This is a genomic window from Nonomuraea sp. NPDC049725 (assembly GCF_040674795.1).
Classification (GTDB): domain Bacteria; phylum Actinomycetota; class Actinomycetes; order Streptosporangiales; family Streptosporangiaceae; genus Nonomuraea; species Nonomuraea ceibae.
Window position 1 is genome coordinate 1 of the sequence record NZ_JBFANJ010000015.1, and the last position, 16,541, is coordinate 16,541.

At 74.6% G+C, this 16,541-nt stretch carries 17 protein-coding genes; 10 read left to right on the plus strand and 7 right to left on the minus strand.

Going from position 1 to position 16,541, the window contains the following annotated elements:
* Positions 1-34: 34 nt before the first annotated feature.
* Positions 35-565 carry a hypothetical protein gene (locus tag AB0J53_RS32750; protein ID WP_364179544.1) on the plus strand — a complete coding sequence of 177 codons (531 nt, stop codon included), beginning with the start codon at positions 35-37 and terminating at the stop codon, positions 563-565.
* 412 nt (positions 566-977) lie between these two features.
* On the opposite strand, the gene AB0J53_RS32755 is transcribed toward AB0J53_RS32750, so the two are convergent.
* A complete protein-coding gene (locus AB0J53_RS32755) occupies positions 978-1,976 on the minus strand; it encodes a hypothetical protein (protein ID WP_364179546.1) in 999 nt (332 codons plus the stop codon).
* A 216-nt stretch (positions 1,977-2,192) separates the two neighbouring features.
* Between AB0J53_RS32755 and AB0J53_RS32760 the strand changes: the two genes are divergently transcribed.
* The 3 genes from AB0J53_RS32760 (at position 2,193) to AB0J53_RS32770 (ending at position 6,578) form a co-directional block, all read left to right on the plus strand.
* A complete protein-coding gene (locus tag AB0J53_RS32760; protein WP_364179548.1) occupies positions 2,193-3,017 on the plus strand; it encodes a helix-turn-helix domain-containing protein in 825 nt (274 codons plus the stop codon).
* Positions 3,018-3,090: 73 nt separating this feature from the next.
* Positions 3,091-4,842 carry an ABC transporter ATP-binding protein gene (locus AB0J53_RS32765; RefSeq protein ID WP_364179550.1) on the plus strand — a complete coding sequence of 584 codons (1,752 nt, stop codon included), beginning with the start codon at positions 3,091-3,093 and terminating at the stop codon, positions 4,840-4,842.
* Positions 4,839-6,578 carry an ABC transporter ATP-binding protein gene (locus AB0J53_RS32770; protein WP_364179552.1) on the plus strand — a complete coding sequence of 580 codons (1,740 nt, stop codon included), beginning with the start codon at positions 4,839-4,841 and terminating at the stop codon, positions 6,576-6,578. Before AB0J53_RS32765 ends, AB0J53_RS32770 begins: the two co-directional genes overlap by 4 nt.
* A 37-nt stretch (positions 6,579-6,615) precedes the next feature.
* Here AB0J53_RS32770 and AB0J53_RS32775 read toward each other — a convergent pair whose 3' ends face one another.
* A complete protein-coding gene (locus tag AB0J53_RS32775; RefSeq protein ID WP_364179554.1) occupies positions 6,616-8,268 on the minus strand; it encodes a protein kinase in 1,653 nt (550 codons plus the stop codon).
* Between the two features lie 148 nt (positions 8,269-8,416).
* Complete coding sequence (locus tag AB0J53_RS32780; protein WP_364179556.1) at positions 8,417-9,508, minus strand: FAD-dependent oxidoreductase; 1,092 nt, start codon at positions 9,506-9,508, stop codon at positions 8,417-8,419.
* Between the two features lie 95 nt (positions 9,509-9,603).
* Here AB0J53_RS32780 and AB0J53_RS32785 point away from each other — a divergent pair, with 95 nt between their 5' ends.
* The 6 genes from AB0J53_RS32785 to AB0J53_RS32810 all read left to right on the plus strand — a co-directional run bounded on the left by AB0J53_RS32785 (position 9,604) and on the right by AB0J53_RS32810 (position 13,521).
* The gene (locus tag AB0J53_RS32785; RefSeq protein WP_364179558.1) at positions 9,604-10,479 is read left to right on the plus strand and encodes a class I SAM-dependent methyltransferase; all 876 of its coding nucleotides are present in this window, start codon (positions 9,604-9,606) and stop codon (positions 10,477-10,479) included.
* Complete coding sequence (locus AB0J53_RS32790) at positions 10,476-11,096, plus strand: TetR/AcrR family transcriptional regulator (RefSeq protein ID WP_364179560.1); 621 nt, start codon at positions 10,476-10,478, stop codon at positions 11,094-11,096. The genes AB0J53_RS32785 and AB0J53_RS32790 overlap by 4 nt, the downstream gene beginning before the upstream one ends.
* A gap of 102 nt (positions 11,097-11,198) precedes the next feature.
* Positions 11,199-11,831 carry a dihydrofolate reductase family protein gene (locus AB0J53_RS32795; protein ID WP_219519879.1) on the plus strand — a complete coding sequence of 211 codons (633 nt, stop codon included), beginning with the start codon at positions 11,199-11,201 and terminating at the stop codon, positions 11,829-11,831.
* Positions 11,832-11,976: 145 nt separating this feature from the next.
* The gene (locus tag AB0J53_RS32800; RefSeq protein ID WP_219519876.1) at positions 11,977-12,366 is read left to right on the plus strand and encodes a hypothetical protein; all 390 of its coding nucleotides are present in this window, start codon (positions 11,977-11,979) and stop codon (positions 12,364-12,366) included.
* A gap of 114 nt (positions 12,367-12,480) precedes the next feature.
* Positions 12,481-12,675: a hypothetical protein gene (locus AB0J53_RS32805; RefSeq protein WP_219519873.1), complete on the plus strand. Its 195-nt coding sequence runs from the start codon at positions 12,481-12,483 to the stop codon at positions 12,673-12,675.
* 21 nt (positions 12,676-12,696) lie between these two features.
* Positions 12,697-13,521 carry an MBL fold metallo-hydrolase gene (locus AB0J53_RS32810; protein WP_364179563.1) on the plus strand — a complete coding sequence of 275 codons (825 nt, stop codon included), beginning with the start codon at positions 12,697-12,699 and terminating at the stop codon, positions 13,519-13,521.
* Positions 13,522-13,566: 45 nt separating this feature from the next.
* Here the strand turns inward: AB0J53_RS32810 and AB0J53_RS32815 are convergent, their stop codons facing one another.
* From AB0J53_RS32815 to AB0J53_RS32830, 4 genes are all read right to left on the minus strand, one after another.
* The gene (locus tag AB0J53_RS32815; protein WP_364179565.1) at positions 13,567-14,148 is read right to left on the minus strand and encodes a DUF4291 domain-containing protein; all 582 of its coding nucleotides are present in this window, start codon (positions 14,146-14,148) and stop codon (positions 13,567-13,569) included.
* Between the two features lie 42 nt (positions 14,149-14,190).
* On the minus strand, positions 14,191-14,937 hold the full coding sequence (locus AB0J53_RS32820; protein ID WP_364179567.1) for a hypothetical protein: 747 nt from the start codon (positions 14,935-14,937) through the stop codon (positions 14,191-14,193).
* 1 nt (position 14,938) lies between these two features.
* Positions 14,939-15,706: a DUF4239 domain-containing protein gene (locus AB0J53_RS32825; RefSeq protein ID WP_219519861.1), complete on the minus strand. Its 768-nt coding sequence runs from the start codon at positions 15,704-15,706 to the stop codon at positions 14,939-14,941.
* A 135-nt stretch (positions 15,707-15,841) separates the two neighbouring features.
* On the minus strand, positions 15,842-16,531 hold the full coding sequence (locus AB0J53_RS32830) for an Lrp/AsnC family transcriptional regulator (RefSeq protein ID WP_357588391.1): 690 nt from the start codon (positions 16,529-16,531) through the stop codon (positions 15,842-15,844).
* Positions 16,532-16,541 lie beyond the last annotated feature (10 nt).

The window sequence follows — 16,541 nt, forward strand, 5'->3', positions numbered from 1 at the left end:
CCCACTCCGCGTTCGTTAAGTCACCACGACCCATATGCCCATCGTGACGTCTCAACCACGAACGGTCATCAGATCTAAGAAACAGCCCCTAGCCGGCATCACGTCGCGCACCGACGATCTAGAGGGCGTTCCGCAGACCAGATGGCAAGGCGGGGGCGACGGCGACGGGATCGCCGGCTATGACATCAACCAGCCCGTTGCGCGTTCGGGGGTGAATAACGGCTGGCTCTACGTCGGCAATGGCTGGGCCGCCAACCGTATTCCGATAACCCTCGACGGCGGCTTCGTCGATCGATACAACTGCGCGGTAGGAGTATGGGTCAACGTTCTGTATTCTGGCGCGTTCGTCGGCCTGCAGGTCTGGAATCCGAACGGATGGCATATCATCGCCGAAACCTATCCCTGGGTAACGGGCGGAGGCTACAAGCAGATATCCATGTCCGGATTGAACCTGCAAGGCTACTCGGGCACCATCTACCTACAGGTGATCTTCGGTAACAGCAACGGCGTCAAGACATGGGTGCGCTTCGACGACATGTCCATCGCCTGCACGAATCCCTACTGAAACGTCGGCACGAGCCGGCACTGCTCGACGCCCTCGGCGCGCACCGCCGGAAACCGGAAGTTCCGCCCCGGCGAGGCGCGCCCGCTCCGCAACCAGGCCGGCGAAGTCGTACACGACCTCACGGCCGGCCCGTCCCCAGCACCTGCACGCCATACCGGCGCGCCCTCTGCCGGATCGTCACCGCCTCCCGCCCCAGCCGCTGGTCAGCGCGCTCCACGCGAGCGCTCACGCGTTCGGCGAGCCTGCGAACCCGCGCCCCTCGCAGGTGACTTCCGGGCGTCATGGCCGAGGACCGGCCCACGCGGAGGACAACAGGCGCGCTGCTCTCGGTCCGGTGGGCCGAGGAACCGGAACAGGACCGGAACAAGCCCTTACGTAGGGGAAGATTCGCCTGATAGGGCGGCCGTGCGCGTCAGTAGACCGAGATGTGCGGGTGGTCGTAGTGGTTGGCGGTGGCGCCGCCCCGGTCGGACATGTAGCGCCACGCCCCGGTGCGGACGTGCCAGATGCGCTGGCGGTAGATGATGTACATGATGCCGAGCCGCTTGGCGTTCTTGATCGCCCAGGCGGAGATGTCGTGGCCGCGCTGGATCTCGGCGGCCGAGGGCATGGCGCCGCCCCGGCTGAGCATGAAGTCGCAGGCCCGGCCCAGCGGGTGCTCGCCGCCGTCCTGGATCGCCCGGTAGCAGCCGATCCCGAACGGCACCACGAAGCGCTTGGCGATGAGCGTCTTGACCAGCCGCATCCGGGGGGTGATGTTGTCCGGCCCGCCGGGAAGCTGCGGGAGCCAGGTGCCGTCGCCGCGGCGGCCGGGCGCCTTGTGGAGCTGGTCGATCTTGTCCCGGATGCGCTCGATCTGCTTCTCGGCCTTCTCCTGCTTCCCGGCGAGGTCGCCGACGGTGGCCGACAGCTCCTCGGCGCGGGCCTCGGCCTCCTTCTGGGCGTTCAGGTGCCGGTCGCGCACCTGGGTGTAGCCGCTCAGCCTGGCCTGCTGCTGGGCGATCAGGTGGTCGCGCAGCGCCAGCCGGTTCAGCAGGTCGGCCGGGTCCTCCTCCTCGGCGACCATCGTGAGCTCGTTGCGCCTGCCGCTCATGAACTCGGCGACGGCCATCGTCCGCAGGTAGGTGGACTCGCGGTCGAGGATCTCCTGGGCGGCCTCCAGCTTCTCGCGGGCGGCCTTCTCGGCCTTCTCCACCCGTTGCAGCTCGCGGCGGCCGTGGTAGTAGTCCTCGATCATCCGGTCGGAGTCCTTGCGCAGCGCGGCGAGCTCCTTCTCCAGGCCCTTGACCGTCGGCTTCGGGTCGGCGCCCGCGGTGCCGGGGACGATGAGCAGGGCCGCCACGACGGCGAGGACCGCCGTACGGGAACCGAGCGAGCCGCGCCGCCGTCCGGCGGGGGACGCAACCGCCACGCTTCTCCTTTGCCCGATCCGCAGGGCGGAATCCGGTCAGGACGTAAATCAGGCCGGGGGTGCCCTCTATCGAGGCAAGATAGTAGGGGATCCTCCTGCGTGCCCGGCAATTGACGGATTCGGCAGGGGTCGAGGGCGCCTGCTCGATAACGGGTGCCCGAAGATACTGTCGGGGTATGTACGGAAATCGTCCTGCTAGATCATCCGGTCCCCGCCGTGGTCGTGCGCGCTGAGCAGGGCGGCGGCTGGGAGGTCGTCCGGGGGCCCGGTCCCGGCGGCGTGGAGCTCGTCGGCTATCGCGACCGCGCCGGGCGGGGCCTGGACATGCCGGTGCTGCCGCAGCCGGGGCTGACGATCGTGCTCGTGCTCGACGGGGAGCTGCGGATCGAGCGGTCCGGCCCGGTGACGGCCGGGATCGTCAGCGGGGTGGGGGTCAACTCGGTACGGGTCCACGGCCGGGACGTGGCCTGCGTGGACGTCCACCTGTCCCCGCTGGCCGCGTACTCCGTGCTGGACGGGGCGGTCGCCGAGCTGGCCGGCACCGTCGCCGGGTTCGAGGACCTGTGGGGCGCCGAGGCGCGGCGGCTCCGCGGGGCGCTCGCGGGCGCGGGGCGGTGGGAGGAGCGGTTCGCCGAGCTGCGCGCGGCGCTCGCCGGGCGGATGCACGCGGGCCGGTCCGTCGACCCGGAGGTGGCCTTCGTCTGGCATGGGCTGGTGGCCAGCGGCGGGCGGCGCCGCACGAGCGATCTGGCGGCCGAGACGGGGTGGAGCCGCAAGCGGCTGTGGTCGCGGTTCAAGGCCCAGATCGGGGTGACGCCCAAGCGGGCGGCGATGATCGTGCGGCTGTCCCCCGCGATCGACGCGATCATGGCGGGGACCGCGCCCGCCGAGGTCGCCGCCCGGTACGGCTACGCCGACCAGCCCCACCTCACCCGCGACCTGCGCGAGCTGGCCGGCTACACGCCCGCGTCGCTTTATCGCGCCTGGGCCGGGGATCAGGCGGCGCCTGGGGGAACATTCGTTCAAGACGCCGCCGGGTAGGCCGCGCCAGGGTCGTGGACATGGTTCACGAACACCCTCACGAACACATGCGAGAGCACCCGCGGGCGGCGTCATGAGCGGGCAGGCCGACGACGCCGAGCACCGGGAGGCCGTGCGGGCGCTGCGGGAGCTGCGCCGTCCCGTCGCCGGGCGCGTCCGGCTGGCGTGCGTGCTCGCCGGGCTGGGCGCGCTGGCCGGGCTGGCCCCGTACGCGGGTCTGGCCGAGCTGGCGGGCGCGCTGCTGGCCACGCCGCCGGACCGGGACCGGGTGGTCCTGGTGGCGGCGCTGATCGTCCTCGGGCTGCTGCTGCGGGGCGCGTTCATGAGCGCGGCGCTGACGATCACGCACGTGGCCGACGTGCGGCTGCAGGCGGTCCTGCGCCGCCGGATGATCGCCCACCTCGGCCGGGTGCCGCTCGGCTGGTTCTCCCGCAACTCCTCCGGGACGCTGCGCAAGACCGCGATGAGCGACGTCGACGCGCTGCACCAGCTCGTCGCCCACCAGGCGGTCGAGACCACCGCCGCGATCGTCACGCCGCTCGGCGCGCTCGCCTACCTGCTGGTCCTGGACTGGCGGCTGGCCCTGCTCGCGGTGGCGACGGTGCCGCTGTTCGCCGGCGCGTACGCGTACATGGAACGCGGTTCCAACGACGTCATGCGCAGGATCGACGAGAGCAACGCGAAGCTGGGCTCCGCCGTGGTCGAGTTCGTCTCGGGCATCGCGGTGGTCAAGGCGTTCGGCCGGGCCGGGCGGGCGCACGCCGCCTACCGGCGGGCCGCCGAGGAGTACACGGACTTCTTCGCCGCCTGGGTCCGGCCGATGGACCGGATCGAGGCGCTGGCGGGGCTCGCGGTGTCCGCGCCGGTGGTCGGCCTGGTCGCCGTCGCCGGGAGCGCGTGGTTCACCGGCGCGGGCTGGGTGACGCCGGGCGAGGCGCTGGCCTGCGTGCTGCTGGCGTTCGTGATCCCGATCGCGATCGAACCGCTCGGCTTCGCCTCGCTGAGCCGCCGCTCCGCCGCTGCCGCCGCGCTGCGCATCCAGCGGCTGCTGGAGGTCGCGCCGCTGCCGGCGCCCGCGTCGCCGCGCCGCCCGGCCGGCCACCGGGTCGAGTACGACGACGTGCGGTTCGCCTACGACGAGCACGACGTCCTGGACGGGGTGAGCTTCACCTGCGAGCCGGGCACGGTCACGGCGCTCGTCGGCCCGTCCGGCTCCGGGAAGTCCACCCTGGCCACGCTGCTGCCCCGCTTCCACGACGTCACCGGCGGCGCGGTCCGCATCGGCGGCGCGGACGTACGGGAGATCGACCCGGCCGAGCTCTACCGTCACATCGGCTTCGTGCTGCAGGACGTGCGGCTGCTGGGCGGCTCGATCCGCGACAACGTCGCGCTCGGCCGGCCCGAGGCGACGGACGCCGAGATCCACGACGCCTGCCGGGCGGCGCAGATCCACGACCGGATCCTCGCGCTCCCCCGCGGCTACGACTCCGTCGCCGGCCACGACGCCCACCTGTCCGGCGGCGAGGCGCAGCGGGTCGGCATCGCCCGCGCGCTGCTGGCCGACACGCCCGTGCTGGTGCTCGACGAGGCCACCGCGTTCGCCGACCCCGAGTCGGAGGCGGCGATCCAGGACGCGCTGTCCCGCCTGGCCGGCGGCCGGACGGTGCTGGTGATCGCGCACCGGCTCGCCACCGTCGCCGGCGCCGGCCGGATCGTCGTCCTGGACCGGGGCCGCGTCGCCGAGACGGGCACCCACGCCGAACTGCTCGCCTCGGGCGGGCCCTACAGCCGCATGTGGGCGGCGCACGAGGAGGTCGCGGCATGATCGCCGATCTGAGGCTGCTGCTCGGCCCGGACCGGGCCCGCATCCTGACCGGCTACCTGGCCTGGACCGTCGTCTACGGCCTGCTCAGCGGCGTCGCCGCGGCGCTGCTCGTGCCGGTGGTCGAGGACGTCGCCGCCGGCGACCGCGACGCGCTCGGCCCGCACCTGCTGGCGCTCGCGGCCGTCACCGCCGTGGCCGCCGCCGTCCGGTACGCGCAGACCGTACGGGGGTCGGCCGCCGCGCTGCACACCATGTCGGCCATGCACCGGCGGCTCGGCGACCACCTGGTGAGCCTGCCGCTCGGCTGGTTCGACGCCGGGCGCACCGGGCGGCTGACCCGCGTGGCCACCGACGGCACCATGATGATCACCGGGATCTTCGCGCACCTGCTGGCGCCCCTGGTCATCGCCGTCGCCTCGCCCGCCGCCGTGACCGTCGCCCTGTTCTGGTACGACTGGCGGCTCGGGCTCGCCGCCGCGCTGTCCGTCCCGGTCCTGGCACTGGCGTTCCGCTTCGGCGCCGCGAGCCTGTCGCGCGGGGAGGCGCGCAACCACGCCGCCGACGTCGAGGCGGCCACCCGGGTCATCGAGTTCGGCAGGGACCAGCGGGTGCTGCGCGCCTTCGGCCGCGGCGCGCACGGCTACCGTCCGCTGGAGGAGGCGATCGAGGAGCAGCGGCGCACCCGCCGCCGCACCCTCGCCCAGGGCGTGGCGGGGCTGACCGTGGGCGGGCTCGCGGTGCAGCTCGCCGTGACGGCGCTGCTGCTGGTGTGCGTGTGGCTCGCGCTCGACGGGGCCGTCACGCCCGCCGCCGCGGTCGCGCTCATCGCGCTCGCGTTCCGCTTCGCCGGCCCGCTCGCCGACGCCGTCGAGTACGCGGGCGCGATCCGGATCGCCGGGAACGACCTGCGCCGCCTCACCGACGTGCTGCGCGAGCCTGCCGTGCCGGAGCCGGCCGTCTCGGCGCCGCTGCCGCGGCCCGGGCGGATCGAGCTCGACCGCGTCACGTTCGGCTACCGGCCGGGGACGCCGGTGCTGCGCGACTTCTCGCTCACCGTGCCGGCCGGCTCGGTGACCGCGCTGGTCGGGCCGTCCGGGTCCGGCAAGACGACCGTCATCCGGCTCATCAGCCGGTTCTGGGACGCCGGGCAGGGCACGGTCCGCGTCGGCGGCGCCGACGTGCGCGAGCTGCGCACCGAGGACCTGATGGGGCAGCTCGCCCTCGTCTTCCAGGACGTCTACCTGTTCGACGACACGCTGGAGGCCAACATCCGGCTCGGCCGGCCGGAGGCCACCGGCGAGGAGCTGGCCGAGGCGGCCCGGCTCGCGGGCGTGGACGAGATCGTCGCCCGGCTCCCGGACGGCTGGCGTACCCGGGTCGGAGAGGGCGGCGTGTCGCTGTCCGGAGGCGAGCGCCAGCGCGTCTCGATCGCGCGGGCGCTGCTCAAGCGGGCGCCGATCGTGCTGCTGGACGAGGCCACGGCCGCGCTCGACGCCGAGAACGAGCGCTTCCTGCGGCGTTCGGTCCGCGAGCTGGCCCGGCACAGCACGGTGCTGCTCGTCGCGCACCGGCTGGGCAACGTCGTCGAGGCCGACCAGATCGCCGTCGTCGAGGACGGGCGCGTGACCGAGACCGGGACGCACGACTCCCTCGTGGCCGCCGGCGGGCCCTACAGCAGGCTCTGGCAGGCGCAGCGCGGCGGGCGGGGCTGGCGGCTCACCGCCGCCCCGTCCTGACCACCGCGGCTCCCGGCGACCCTGTGCGAGGGGGTCGTCAGGCGTCCGGCGGCCTGTTCCGGCGGGTTCTGCGGACGGCGAGATGCCGGCCGAGGAGCACCGAGCCGGGGACGAGGACGACGCCGAACAGGCTGGTGCCGAGCCCCAGGCCGACGTCGGCGTCGAGCAGCCCGTCGCCCTTGCCGCCGAGGACGGGCACGTCCACCGACACCTTGACCGACACCGAGACCAGCGGCTCCTTGCTCTTGGCGGGCGGCCGGGTGCTGGGAGGGGGCGGCGGGGCGCTGGTGGCGGGCGGGTCCGGGCGCTCGGTGCCGGGCCCGGGTTCGGGCTCGGGCCGCTCGTGCTCGTCGGGCTCGTCGGGGCCCGCCGTGCCGGTCGGAGCGGGGGCCGTGGCGGGGGCCTTGGTGGGCGCGCCGGTGTGCGCGTCGGTGTGCGCGTCGGTGGGCGCCGGGTCGCCGGGGCCGGCGTCGCGGGTGGGGCGGTGCGCATCGGGCGTGCGGGCGGGCGGGGCCGTGGGGCCGAACGTCGCCGCGCGGGCAGGGTCGCGGGCCGGGTCGCGGGCCGGTGGCGTGCCGGGCGGGGCGGTGAAGCGCACCGGGGGCGTCATCCAGCCGGACGCCGTGGGCTCCGGGCTGCCCGAGCCGGGTACGGGCGCGGGCTGCGACGTGGCGGGCGGGGACGCGTACCGGGGGCCGGGTGTCTCGTTCCAGATGAGGAAGACGGAGACCACCGCCACCGCGGTCGCCAGCACGAGCCCGCCGGTCACGGCGAGGCGGGAGGCGGGAGCGAGCCCGGCCGGGAACGGGAGGGCGCCCGCGCCGGGGGCCGGCTGCGGGGTGCGCAGGGTGAGGAACGGCACGGTGAGCGCCCCCAGCCGGGAGCGGCCCCGCGCCTCCCACCGCGAGCCGTAGGCGACCGACGCGACGCGTTCCAGCTCGGCCAGGAACGCCTCGGCCGAGCCGGGCCGCTCGGCCGGGTCCTTGGCCAGCCCGTACAGGACCAGGCCGCGGACCGGCTCGTCGACCGCGCCCAGGTCGGGGACGGCGTGCCGGTGCTGGTGGGCGAGGGCGGCGACGTTGTCGCCGGTGAACGGGCGGCGGCCGGTGAGGCACTCGTAGAACACCGCCGCCGCCGCGTACACGTCGGAGCGCGGGCCGGCCGGGGCGTCGTCCCACCGCTCGGGCGCCATGTAGGGCGGGGTGCCGGCCGGCGGGCCCGCCTCGCCGGCGCGGGCGGCCACGCCGAAGTCGACCAGCCTGCTGCCGCCGTCGTCGGTGACGATGACGTTCTCGGGCTTGAAGTCGCGGTGCACGATGCCGTGGCGGTGCGCCTCGGCCAGGCCGAGCAGCGCGCCCTTGAGCACGGCGAGCGCGGCCTCCGGGCCGGTGCCGCCTTCCTGCCCGAGCAGGCGGCGCAGCGGGACGCCGTCGACGAGCTCCATCACGATGGCGGCGCCGGCCTCGTCCTCCACGTAGTCGAGCAGGCGGGCGATGTGCGGGCTGTCGAGCTCGGCGATCACCCGCGCCTCGGCGCGGAAGCGCGCGGCGAAGACGGGGTCCTCGCGTAACCGGTCCGACAGGTGCTTGACGGCGACGGCCGTCCCGTCGGAGTCGCGCACGGCCAGCGTCACGTGCCCGGTGCCGCCGCGCCCGAGTTCCCGGATCTCGGTGTAGCCGGGAACTTCCATGACGGAACCTCCGCGTTCGAGGGGGGGAAAGATCCTTCTGCGGGGGACGCTAGCCTATCGTCACAGCCTGTGTCGAGAGGTTCCGAATTTGTAACCATGAACCGCTGAGTCGGCATTTTTCCCCTCGCCGATGCGGTCCGGCGAACGCTCAGGCAGCGGGCACGCCGGCTGAGCCGCCGATCAGTCCGGGCCGGTTTTCGGACGCCCCCGACAGCAGCCGGCGCACCTCCGCGGCGGCGGTGCGGCCGGCCCGGTTCGCGCCGATGGTGCTCGCCGAGGGGCCGTAGCCGACGAGCTGCAGCCGGGGCTCGCGCACCGCCCGGGTGCCGTCGACCTTGACGCCGCCGCCGGGCTCGCGCAGCCGCAGCGGGGCCAGGTGGTCGAGCGCCGAGCGGAACCCGGTCGCCCACACGATCACGTCCGCCTCGTGGTGCCGCCCGCCGGCCCAGGCGACCCCGCCGGCGGTGATCCGCTCGAACATCGGCACCCGCTCCAGCACGCCCTTGGCCAGCGCGTCGCGGACGACGGCGGTGTGGCCGAGCCCGGTGACGCTGACGACGCTGCGCGGCGGCAGCCCGGCCCGCACCCGCTCCTCGACCAGCGCGACGGCCTCCCGGCGGGCCTGCTCGCCGAACTCGCCGTCGCGGAAGTCGGGCTCGCTGCGGGTGACCCAGAGCGTGCTCGCGGCCACCCCGCCCAGCTCCGACAGCACATGCGCGGCCGAGTGCCCGCCGCCGACCACGACGACGCGCCGCCCGGCGAACTCCGCCGGCCCCCGGTAGGAGGCGTAGTGGAGCTGCCGGCCGCCGAACGCGCGGGCGCCCGGATAGTAGGGCCAGTACGGGCGCGTCCAGGTGCCGGTGGCGTTGACCACCGCCCGGGCCGCCCACTCCCCCGCGCCGGACACGACGGTGAGCCGGTCGCCCGGCAGCACGGCGGTCACCCGGACCGGCCGCAGCACGCGCAGCCCGGCGCTCGCCTCGTAGCCGGCGTAGTAGGCGGGCACCACCTCGGCGGCGGGCCGCGCGCCGTCGACGTCGGGCTCGCGGCGCACTCCCGGCAGGTCGAAGATGCCGTGCACCTTGTCCATGGTCAGCGTCGGCGACCGGTGCCGCCACGCGCCGCCAGGCCCGTCGGCCGCGTCGAGCACCAGCGGCTCGAAGCCGAACCTGCGCAGGAAGTACGCGCTGGACAGGCCCGCCTGCCCGGCGCCGATGACCACGACGTCGATCTCCTCCATGTCCTGTCCCAACCACGCGGGCGCCCGCCGTCTTCCTTGACAACCCCGCATGGTATGAACGATCGCTCATGAACGCACGTTCACAAGGAGGCGCGATGATCGTCAACGAGCACCAGTCCGAGGCGTGGAACGGCTACGAGGGCGCCCACTGGGCCGGCCACCCCGACCGCTACGACGCCGTCAACAGCGGCTTCAACGACCACCTGCTCCGCCACGTCGCCGACGGCGACCGGGTGCTCGACGTCGGCTGCGGCACCGGCCAGATCAGCCGCCTGGCCGCGCGCCGCGCCCGCCACGTCACCGGCGTCGACCTGTCGGCCCCCATGCTGGAGACCGCCCGCAGGCTGGCCGCCGCCGAGGGGCTCGGCAACGTCACGTTCGAGCGGGGCGACGCGCAGGTTCACCCGTTCGAGGCGGGCGCGTACGACGTGGCGACGAGCCGGTTCGGGATCATGTTCTTCGCCGATCCGGTGGCCGCGTTCGCCAACATCGGGCGGGCGCTGCGGCCCGGCGGGCGGGTGGCGTTCCTGGGCCTGCGCGACCCGGTGGACCTCGGCACGGTGCTCGCCGCCGTGACCGCACACCTGCCGGAGGCGCCGCCGTCCCCCGACGGCACCTCGCCGCTCTCGCTCGCCGACCCCGGCCGCGCCGCCGAGGTGTTCACCGCCGCCGGCTTCACCGGCGTCCGGGCCGAGGCGGTCGAGGCCGAGCAGGTGCTGGGCCGCGACGCGCGCGACGCCGCCGACTTCCTGGCCGCAGGCGGCCCGCTCCGCCACCACCTCCGCCACTCCGACGCCGGCTCCGCCCGCCGCGCCCTCGCCGCCCTGGAGCCCGCGCTGCGCCCCTTCGAACGCGACGGCGCCGTACGGCTGCGCGTCACCGCCACCCTGATCACCGCCACCCTGGACACCGCCACCCTGGACACCGCCACCCAGGACACCGCCACCCGTCCCGCGGGCGGCCGCCCGTGAGCCCGCGCAAGGCGGGGGCGGTGGGCGGGGACGTGACGCTGCCCGAGCACCTGGTCGCCGCCGCCGGACGCCTGATCGCCCGCCAGGGCGCGGCCGGGCTCACCGTACGGGCCGTCGCCCGCGAGGCCGGGGTGGCCGACGGCGTCCTGTACAACCACTTCGCCGACAAGGACGAACTGCTCGCCCAGGCCCTGCACGCGCACGTCCGCACGGTCGCCCGCGCCCTCCCCCCGCTGCCGGAGCCCGGGACGGCCGACCTGGAGGCGAACCTGCTGGCGTACGTGACCTACGGCGTGGAGTTCCACCGGGCGATCCTCCCCGCGTTCGCCGGCCTGCCGGCCCAGCCCGGCATCCTGACCCGGTTCGCCGCCCTCGGCGGCGGCCCGGACCTCAAGGAGACGCTGGCCGGCTACCTGCGCGAGGAGCTGGCCCTGGGCCGCCTCTCCCCGTCGGCGGACCCGGACGCCGCCGCCACCATGATCGTCGGCGCCTGCCACGAGCTGGTCCTCCCCCATCTGTTCGCCGGCGCCCCGGCGGCCGCCGTCGACGTCCCGCCCGGCTTCGCCGCCCGGATCGTCGCCACCTGCCTCCACGGCATCGGGCCGCACGGTCCGTGACCTATCGTGATCGGAGAGTTCCGGGGCGTGTCGGCGATGATTCCGGCCGCGCCCGCGGGTCCATCTCACGACAGGACGGCCGATCCACCGGGAGAACACGTCATGGGCCTCATCCACATCGAGCTGTTCACGACCCTCGACCTCGTCGGGCAGGCGCCCGGCGGCCCCGAGGAGGACCCGCTGGGGTTCTCGTTCGGCGGCTGGCAGGCGCCCCTGCTGGACGAGGTGGCCGGGGCGCAGGTCGCCGCCGCGTACGAGGGGACCGACGCACTGCTGCTCGGGCGGCGGACGTACGACATCTTCGCCGCCTTCTGGCCGCACCAGGAGGGCGGCGAGGACCACGAGTTCGCGGTGCTGTTCAACCGCGTCCCCAAGTACGTGGCCTCGCGCGGCCGTCCGGACCTGTCCTGGGCCGGTTCGACGCAGCTCGGGCCGGACCTGGCCGGGGCGGTGCGGGAGATCCGGGAGCGGCACGAGCACGTCAAGGTGGTCGGCAGCCTCAACCTGGTGCAGACGCTGCTGCGCGAGAAGCTGTTCGACCGGCTCGACCTGTGGGTGCACCCGATCGTGCTCGGCAGCGGGAAGAAGGTGTTCGACGGCGGCGCGGTGCCGACGAACCTCACGCTGCTCGAACCGCCGGCGGCGAGCCCGAAGGGCACGGTCCTGCTGCGTTACGGGCTGGCCGAGGGCACGCCCGCGACGGGGGACATGAGCGCGCCCGGCCGCGAGGGCTGAGGCGGCGGCCGTCCGGGGGCGGCCGGGAGTGGCCCGATTGCGGACGAGTCCGTCCGGGCCTCTGTTGGACAGCCCTGACCTGCGGGTTCGCTGGTTCTCGGCAGCGGCGACAGGCGCCGCTCCCCGACAGGGATGAGGAACAGCGATGAACGACATCCGCACGGTCAAGGGTCTCTTCGCGGCGGCGGTGCTCGCCTGCGGCGTGGTCGCCCTGGCTCCGTCGGCCCACGCCGACCACCAGTCCTGCAGCAACCGGAGCGACGTCCCCGGGGTGTGCCTGAAGGTCGTCAACGAGGGCACCCGCGTCACGTACGCCGAGGCGTACCACGACGGCCGCACCGGGGCCTGGGAGGGCCACATCGACCTGCACCGCGAGGGCAGGGCGACGATCCAGCGGGGTGACTCCCGGCCGCCACAGGCGGCGATCTGGAGCGGCGTCGACGACTACGCGCCCGGCATGCGGATCTGCGCGCAGGGCTGGGAGAAGGTCGGCGCGGGCTGGCGGGCGAAGGGCCGGACCTGCTTCACGCTCTGAGCGTGGAGCGCGGACGCCGGGCGGGCAGCCGGGGGCGCCTGTCCGGCGTCCGCGCGTGGTTTGCTCCATGCCTCCCGTGGCAGGGGGACGAAAGGCATGAAAGGGGGCTAAACCATGACGAAGCCACAGCAGCAGGAGCTCCGCAGGTCCGGCAAGGGCGCCACGGACGACAGCTCCGCGCAGGCCATCCCCGAGAAGCGGCGCGGCACCCGGGGGACCGCCCAGCCGCACGGGACGGACAAGGGCAAGAAGGGCGGCGGCAAGGGCGGCGGCGTGCCTCCCGAGCAGCGGCCGCCGCATCCGGCCTGACCGGCTCCTGGGAGGACCGCCATGCGCGACAACGGCCTGACGTTCATCGGGAACGCCACCATGCTCATCCGGTACAACGGGTTCACGCTGCTCACCGATCCGAACTTCCTGCACCGGGGGCAGGCGGCCTATCTCGGGTACGGGCTCGCGTCGCGGCGCAGGACGGACCCGGCGCTGGAGCTCGAGGACCTGCCGACGCTGGACGCCGTGGTGCTGTCGCACCTGCACGGCGACCACTTCGACCGGGTCGCCCGGCGCGGCCTCGACCGCGACACGCCGATCGTGACCACCGGCCAGGCCGCGCGCCGGCTGCGGCGGCGCGGGTTCCGGCAGGCGACCGGGCTGGACACCTGGGGGCAGTACGAGCTGCGCGGCGCCGGGGGGACGCTGACGATCACCGCCACGCCGGGACGGCACGCGCCGGGGCCCGCGCAGGCGCTGCTGCCGCCGGTCATGGGCAGCGTGCTGGAGTTCTGCGACCGGGACGGGCTGATGGACCTGCGCATGCACATCAGCGGCGACACGCTGATGGACCGGCGGCTGGAGTCGATCCCGATCCGGTTCCCCGACATCGACGTGGGCGTCGTGCACCTGGGCGGCACCAGGCTGCTCGGGCTGATGACGGTGACGATGGACGGGGAGCAGGGCGCGAGCTGGGTGGACCTCATGGATCCGGACACGGTGGTGCCGGTGCACTTCGACGACTACACGGTCTTCAAGTCGCCGCTGTCGGACTTCCGCGACCACGTCGAGCAGGCCGGGCTCGGCGACCGGGTCGCCTACCTGCGGCGGGGGCAGACGCTGGAGCTGTCGGGGCGGCGCGCCCGCCAGCGCCCCGGCGAATAGCACCCGGCGAGCAGGGCCGACCAGCAGGGCCGGCGAACAGGCCCGTCAGGCGGGCGTGGCGCCGATCCTGCCGGCCAGGTCGGCGGGGAGCGGGTACGGGCGCTCGGCGGGCAGCCGGGCGGAGATGTCCTGGCCGGCACGCAGGGCCGCGCGCAGGTCGTGGACCCGGGCGGTGATGTCGGTGATCGACAGCGTCCACTCGTCGGCGTAGCGGGCGACGGCCTCGCCGGACAGCCCGATCTGGATCGAGCGGTACGGCAGCGCGTTGTGGTGCGGGTCGCGTTCCGGGTCCCACTGGACGCGCACGGGGCTGCGCCGCAGCCGCTCCGGCCAGTCGCCGCGCCCGTCGTCATGGCTCAGGCAGGAGTGCGCGAGCGCCCAGGCGAGGCCGTCGCGGGTCACCTCGATCGCCAGCACGCGGGTCTGGCCGGGCTTGGCGGCCCAGCCGCAGCGGTACATCATCCACAGGAACGACGGCTTGATCCAGGTCATCCGCTCCCGCTTGAACGGCGGGACGAACCGCTGGGCAGCGACGGCGGGAGCGGCGACGGCCGGGTCGTAGGCCTGGTAGACGGTGACGGACTCCTCGGTGTGGGCGGCGCGGATCTGCCGGTAGGGGACGTTCATGCCGATCAGCGTGGCGAACCGGGGCGGCCGGCGGCAACGGGATTACCGGATGGCCCCGAACGCCACGGCGGTGGTCGAGGCGATCACGGTGGTGAGCACGACCATGAGGAGCACGGTGCCGAGGGGGTTCTCGCGCCGGGGCGGGGGCGCCGGGCGCGCCGCCCTGGCCCGCAGCTCCGACGCGCTGGGCGTCGGGGTCGGCGTGGGCGTGGGGGTCGCGGTGGGCGACGGGGCGGCGGCCGCGCGGGTGGCGGCGGGGGCCGGGACCCGCAGGGTGGCCCGGGGGCGGGCGGTGGCGCGGGCGCGCGGCGAGCGGCACGCGCCCACGTGCACGCTGGAGCCGGGCACGTCCACGCAGACCGCGTCGTCGTAGACCGAGACGCCCGGCACGGAGACGCGCGGCCTGGGGGTGGCCTTGCGGGTGCGCGGCGTGCTGCGGATGGTGACGCCGGGCACGTCCCGCTGCCGGGACGGCACCGTGCGCGGTGCTGTGCGCGGCCCCGTACGCGGTGCCGTGCGCGGTGCCGTGCGTGGCGCCTTGACCAGCCGGTCCACGTCCACGGGCAGCTCGCCGGGCGGGGACCCGCGCCGCGCGCCCGCTCCGGACGCGGCGGCCGGGACGGCGGCGGGGGCGGCGGGGAGGCGGACCGGGGTGACGTCGGCGTCGCGGACGCCGTACAGGCCGCCCTCGGTCGCGGTGCGGCGCGGGTGCTCGGCGGTGGCGGGGCCGCTCGCGCAGATGGCGAGGAGCGCGGCGGCGACGAGCAGGGGCGCGTGCCTGGCGGCCATGTCACACCCCGCCGGCGATGCGGGCGAACTCCTGCAGCGCCCCGCCGAACGCCTCCGGCCCCACGGCCAGCGGCCCGGCGAAGGCGTGGGAGATGTCGGCGGTCAGGTAGACGCCGAAGCCGAGCATCGCGGCCATCGCGCCGAGCGGCAGCAGCGACGCCCCGCGCGGCCTGGCCCCGGCCAGGAACGGGAAGACCACGACGATCAGCCCGGTGAGGACGGTCAGCAGCAGCAGCCCGTCGGGCGGGGTGGCGGCGGCGTCGGCGGCGCGCTGCGCGCGGGCGGCGGAGACGGCGGCGAGGTGGTCGAGGACCGCGCCCTTGGCCTCCTGCTCGTTCTCGGTGGCGGGCTTCAGCGCGGAGACCTGGGCGCGCAGCGTGTCGAGGCGGGCGGACCCGGACGGGTCGAGCCTGCCCTGCGCCATGACCGGCCACTCGTCCTCGACCACGAACGCGACGTACTCCTGCAACCCGCCGCGCACCTGGGCGAGGGAGTCGGCGGGCAGGTCGGCGGCGGCCCAGTAGGCGTCGACGGCGGCCCGGCTCTCGGTGTGGGTGTTCTGCCGGGCGGAGTCGGCGGTGGTCCACGGCACGATGATGGCAATGGCGAACACCAGCAGGAACAGCGCCGACAGCATCGCGCCCGCGTGGCCCGCCGACGGGCCGTCGGCGTGCCGGTCGTCGGTGCCCTTGCGCGCCACCCGGAACACCACGGCGGCGGTCGCGACCACCCCGACCGCCGCCATGACCGACAGCATGTACGCCATCATGTGGATCTCCCTCTGCCCGTCGACTACTGACCGTTATCTGGCTATCACATTGCGCAATGCAAAGGAAGTCATGCCGGTCACTGGACGGATCGCCGGAGCGCGCCGTCCACGGGGAAGATCCGTCCAGCCGGGCTGTCAGCCGTCCTTCCGGAGGGCGGCCCGGCCCTCGGCGGCGCCGACGAAGCGCATCTTGCCGAGCGGCACGTCGCCCGGGGCCTCGGGCGCGGGCCGCCGGGCGGGGCGGCTCCTGTCGCCGTCGCCGGGCAGCACGTAGGGCCGTCTGAGCACCTCGTCGAGGATGAACACGGTCTCGGTCGCCTTGACGGCCGGGATGTTGGCCAGCCGGTCGGTCACCATGGCGTGCACCTCGGCGACGTCGGCCACGCGGACCTGGATCATCGCGTCGTGCTGACCGGTGGTGATCGCGCAGTACTCGACCTCCGGCATCCTGGCCAGCTCGGCCCTGAACTGGCGCCACATCTGCTGCCGCACGGTCACGAAGATGAGCGCGGTGATGCCGAGACCGGTCCTGACGTGGTCGATCTCGGCGGTGAAACGCTTGATCGCGCCGTCGGCACGCAGCGCCTCGAATCGGGTGTAGGCGTTCGCGCGGGAGATGCCGACCCGCTCGGCGAGCGCGGCGACGGAGATCCTGCCGTTCTCCCGCAGGACCTCAAGGATCTTCATATGGATGTCGTCCAGCTCGAGACCGATGCCGATCCGTCCAGGCTGAGCGCCGCCCATGCCACCATTTCTGGAAATTTCACTCATTGTTACCTCTCGCCCCTTTATATCCGTCTTGGTGACCGCACGGGGCCTGGACATTCTGCCGGAC

What these genes read in the sequence shown, in the direction of transcription:
- AB0J53_RS32780 (WP_364179556.1), bottom strand. Translation starts at nt 9,508, where the DNA reads ATGGAGGAGATCGACGTCGTGGTCATCGGCGCCGGGCAGGCGGGCCTG.
- AB0J53_RS32785 (WP_364179558.1), top strand. Translation starts at nt 9,604, where the DNA reads ATGATCGTCAACGAGCACCAGTCCGAGGCGTGGAACGGCTACGAGGGC.
- AB0J53_RS32795 (WP_219519879.1), top strand. Translation starts at nt 11,199, where the DNA reads ATGGGCCTCATCCACATCGAGCTGTTCACGACCCTCGACCTCGTCGGG.
- AB0J53_RS32750 (WP_364179544.1), top strand. Translation starts at nt 35, where the DNA reads ATGCCCATCGTGACGTCTCAACCACGAACGGTCATCAGATCTAAGAAA.
- AB0J53_RS32800 (WP_219519876.1), top strand. Translation starts at nt 11,977, where the DNA reads ATGAACGACATCCGCACGGTCAAGGGTCTCTTCGCGGCGGCGGTGCTC.
- AB0J53_RS32775 (WP_364179554.1), bottom strand. Translation starts at nt 8,268, where the DNA reads ATGGAAGTTCCCGGCTACACCGAGATCCGGGAACTCGGGCGCGGCGGC.
- AB0J53_RS32770 (WP_364179552.1), top strand. Translation starts at nt 4,839, where the DNA reads ATGATCGCCGATCTGAGGCTGCTGCTCGGCCCGGACCGGGCCCGCATC.
- AB0J53_RS32830 (WP_357588391.1), bottom strand. Translation starts at nt 16,531, where the DNA reads ATGTCCAGGCCCCGTGCGGTCACCAAGACGGATATAAAGGGGCGAGAG.
- AB0J53_RS32820 (WP_364179567.1), bottom strand. Translation starts at nt 14,937, where the DNA reads ATGGCCGCCAGGCACGCGCCCCTGCTCGTCGCCGCCGCGCTCCTCGCC.
- AB0J53_RS32765 (WP_364179550.1), top strand. Translation starts at nt 3,091, where the DNA reads ATGAGCGGGCAGGCCGACGACGCCGAGCACCGGGAGGCCGTGCGGGCG.
- AB0J53_RS32805 (WP_219519873.1), top strand. Translation starts at nt 12,481, where the DNA reads ATGACGAAGCCACAGCAGCAGGAGCTCCGCAGGTCCGGCAAGGGCGCC.
- AB0J53_RS32825 (WP_219519861.1), bottom strand. Translation starts at nt 15,706, where the DNA reads ATGATGGCGTACATGCTGTCGGTCATGGCGGCGGTCGGGGTGGTCGCG.
- AB0J53_RS32810 (WP_364179563.1), top strand. Translation starts at nt 12,697, where the DNA reads ATGCGCGACAACGGCCTGACGTTCATCGGGAACGCCACCATGCTCATC.
- AB0J53_RS32815 (WP_364179565.1), bottom strand. Translation starts at nt 14,148, where the DNA reads ATGAACGTCCCCTACCGGCAGATCCGCGCCGCCCACACCGAGGAGTCC.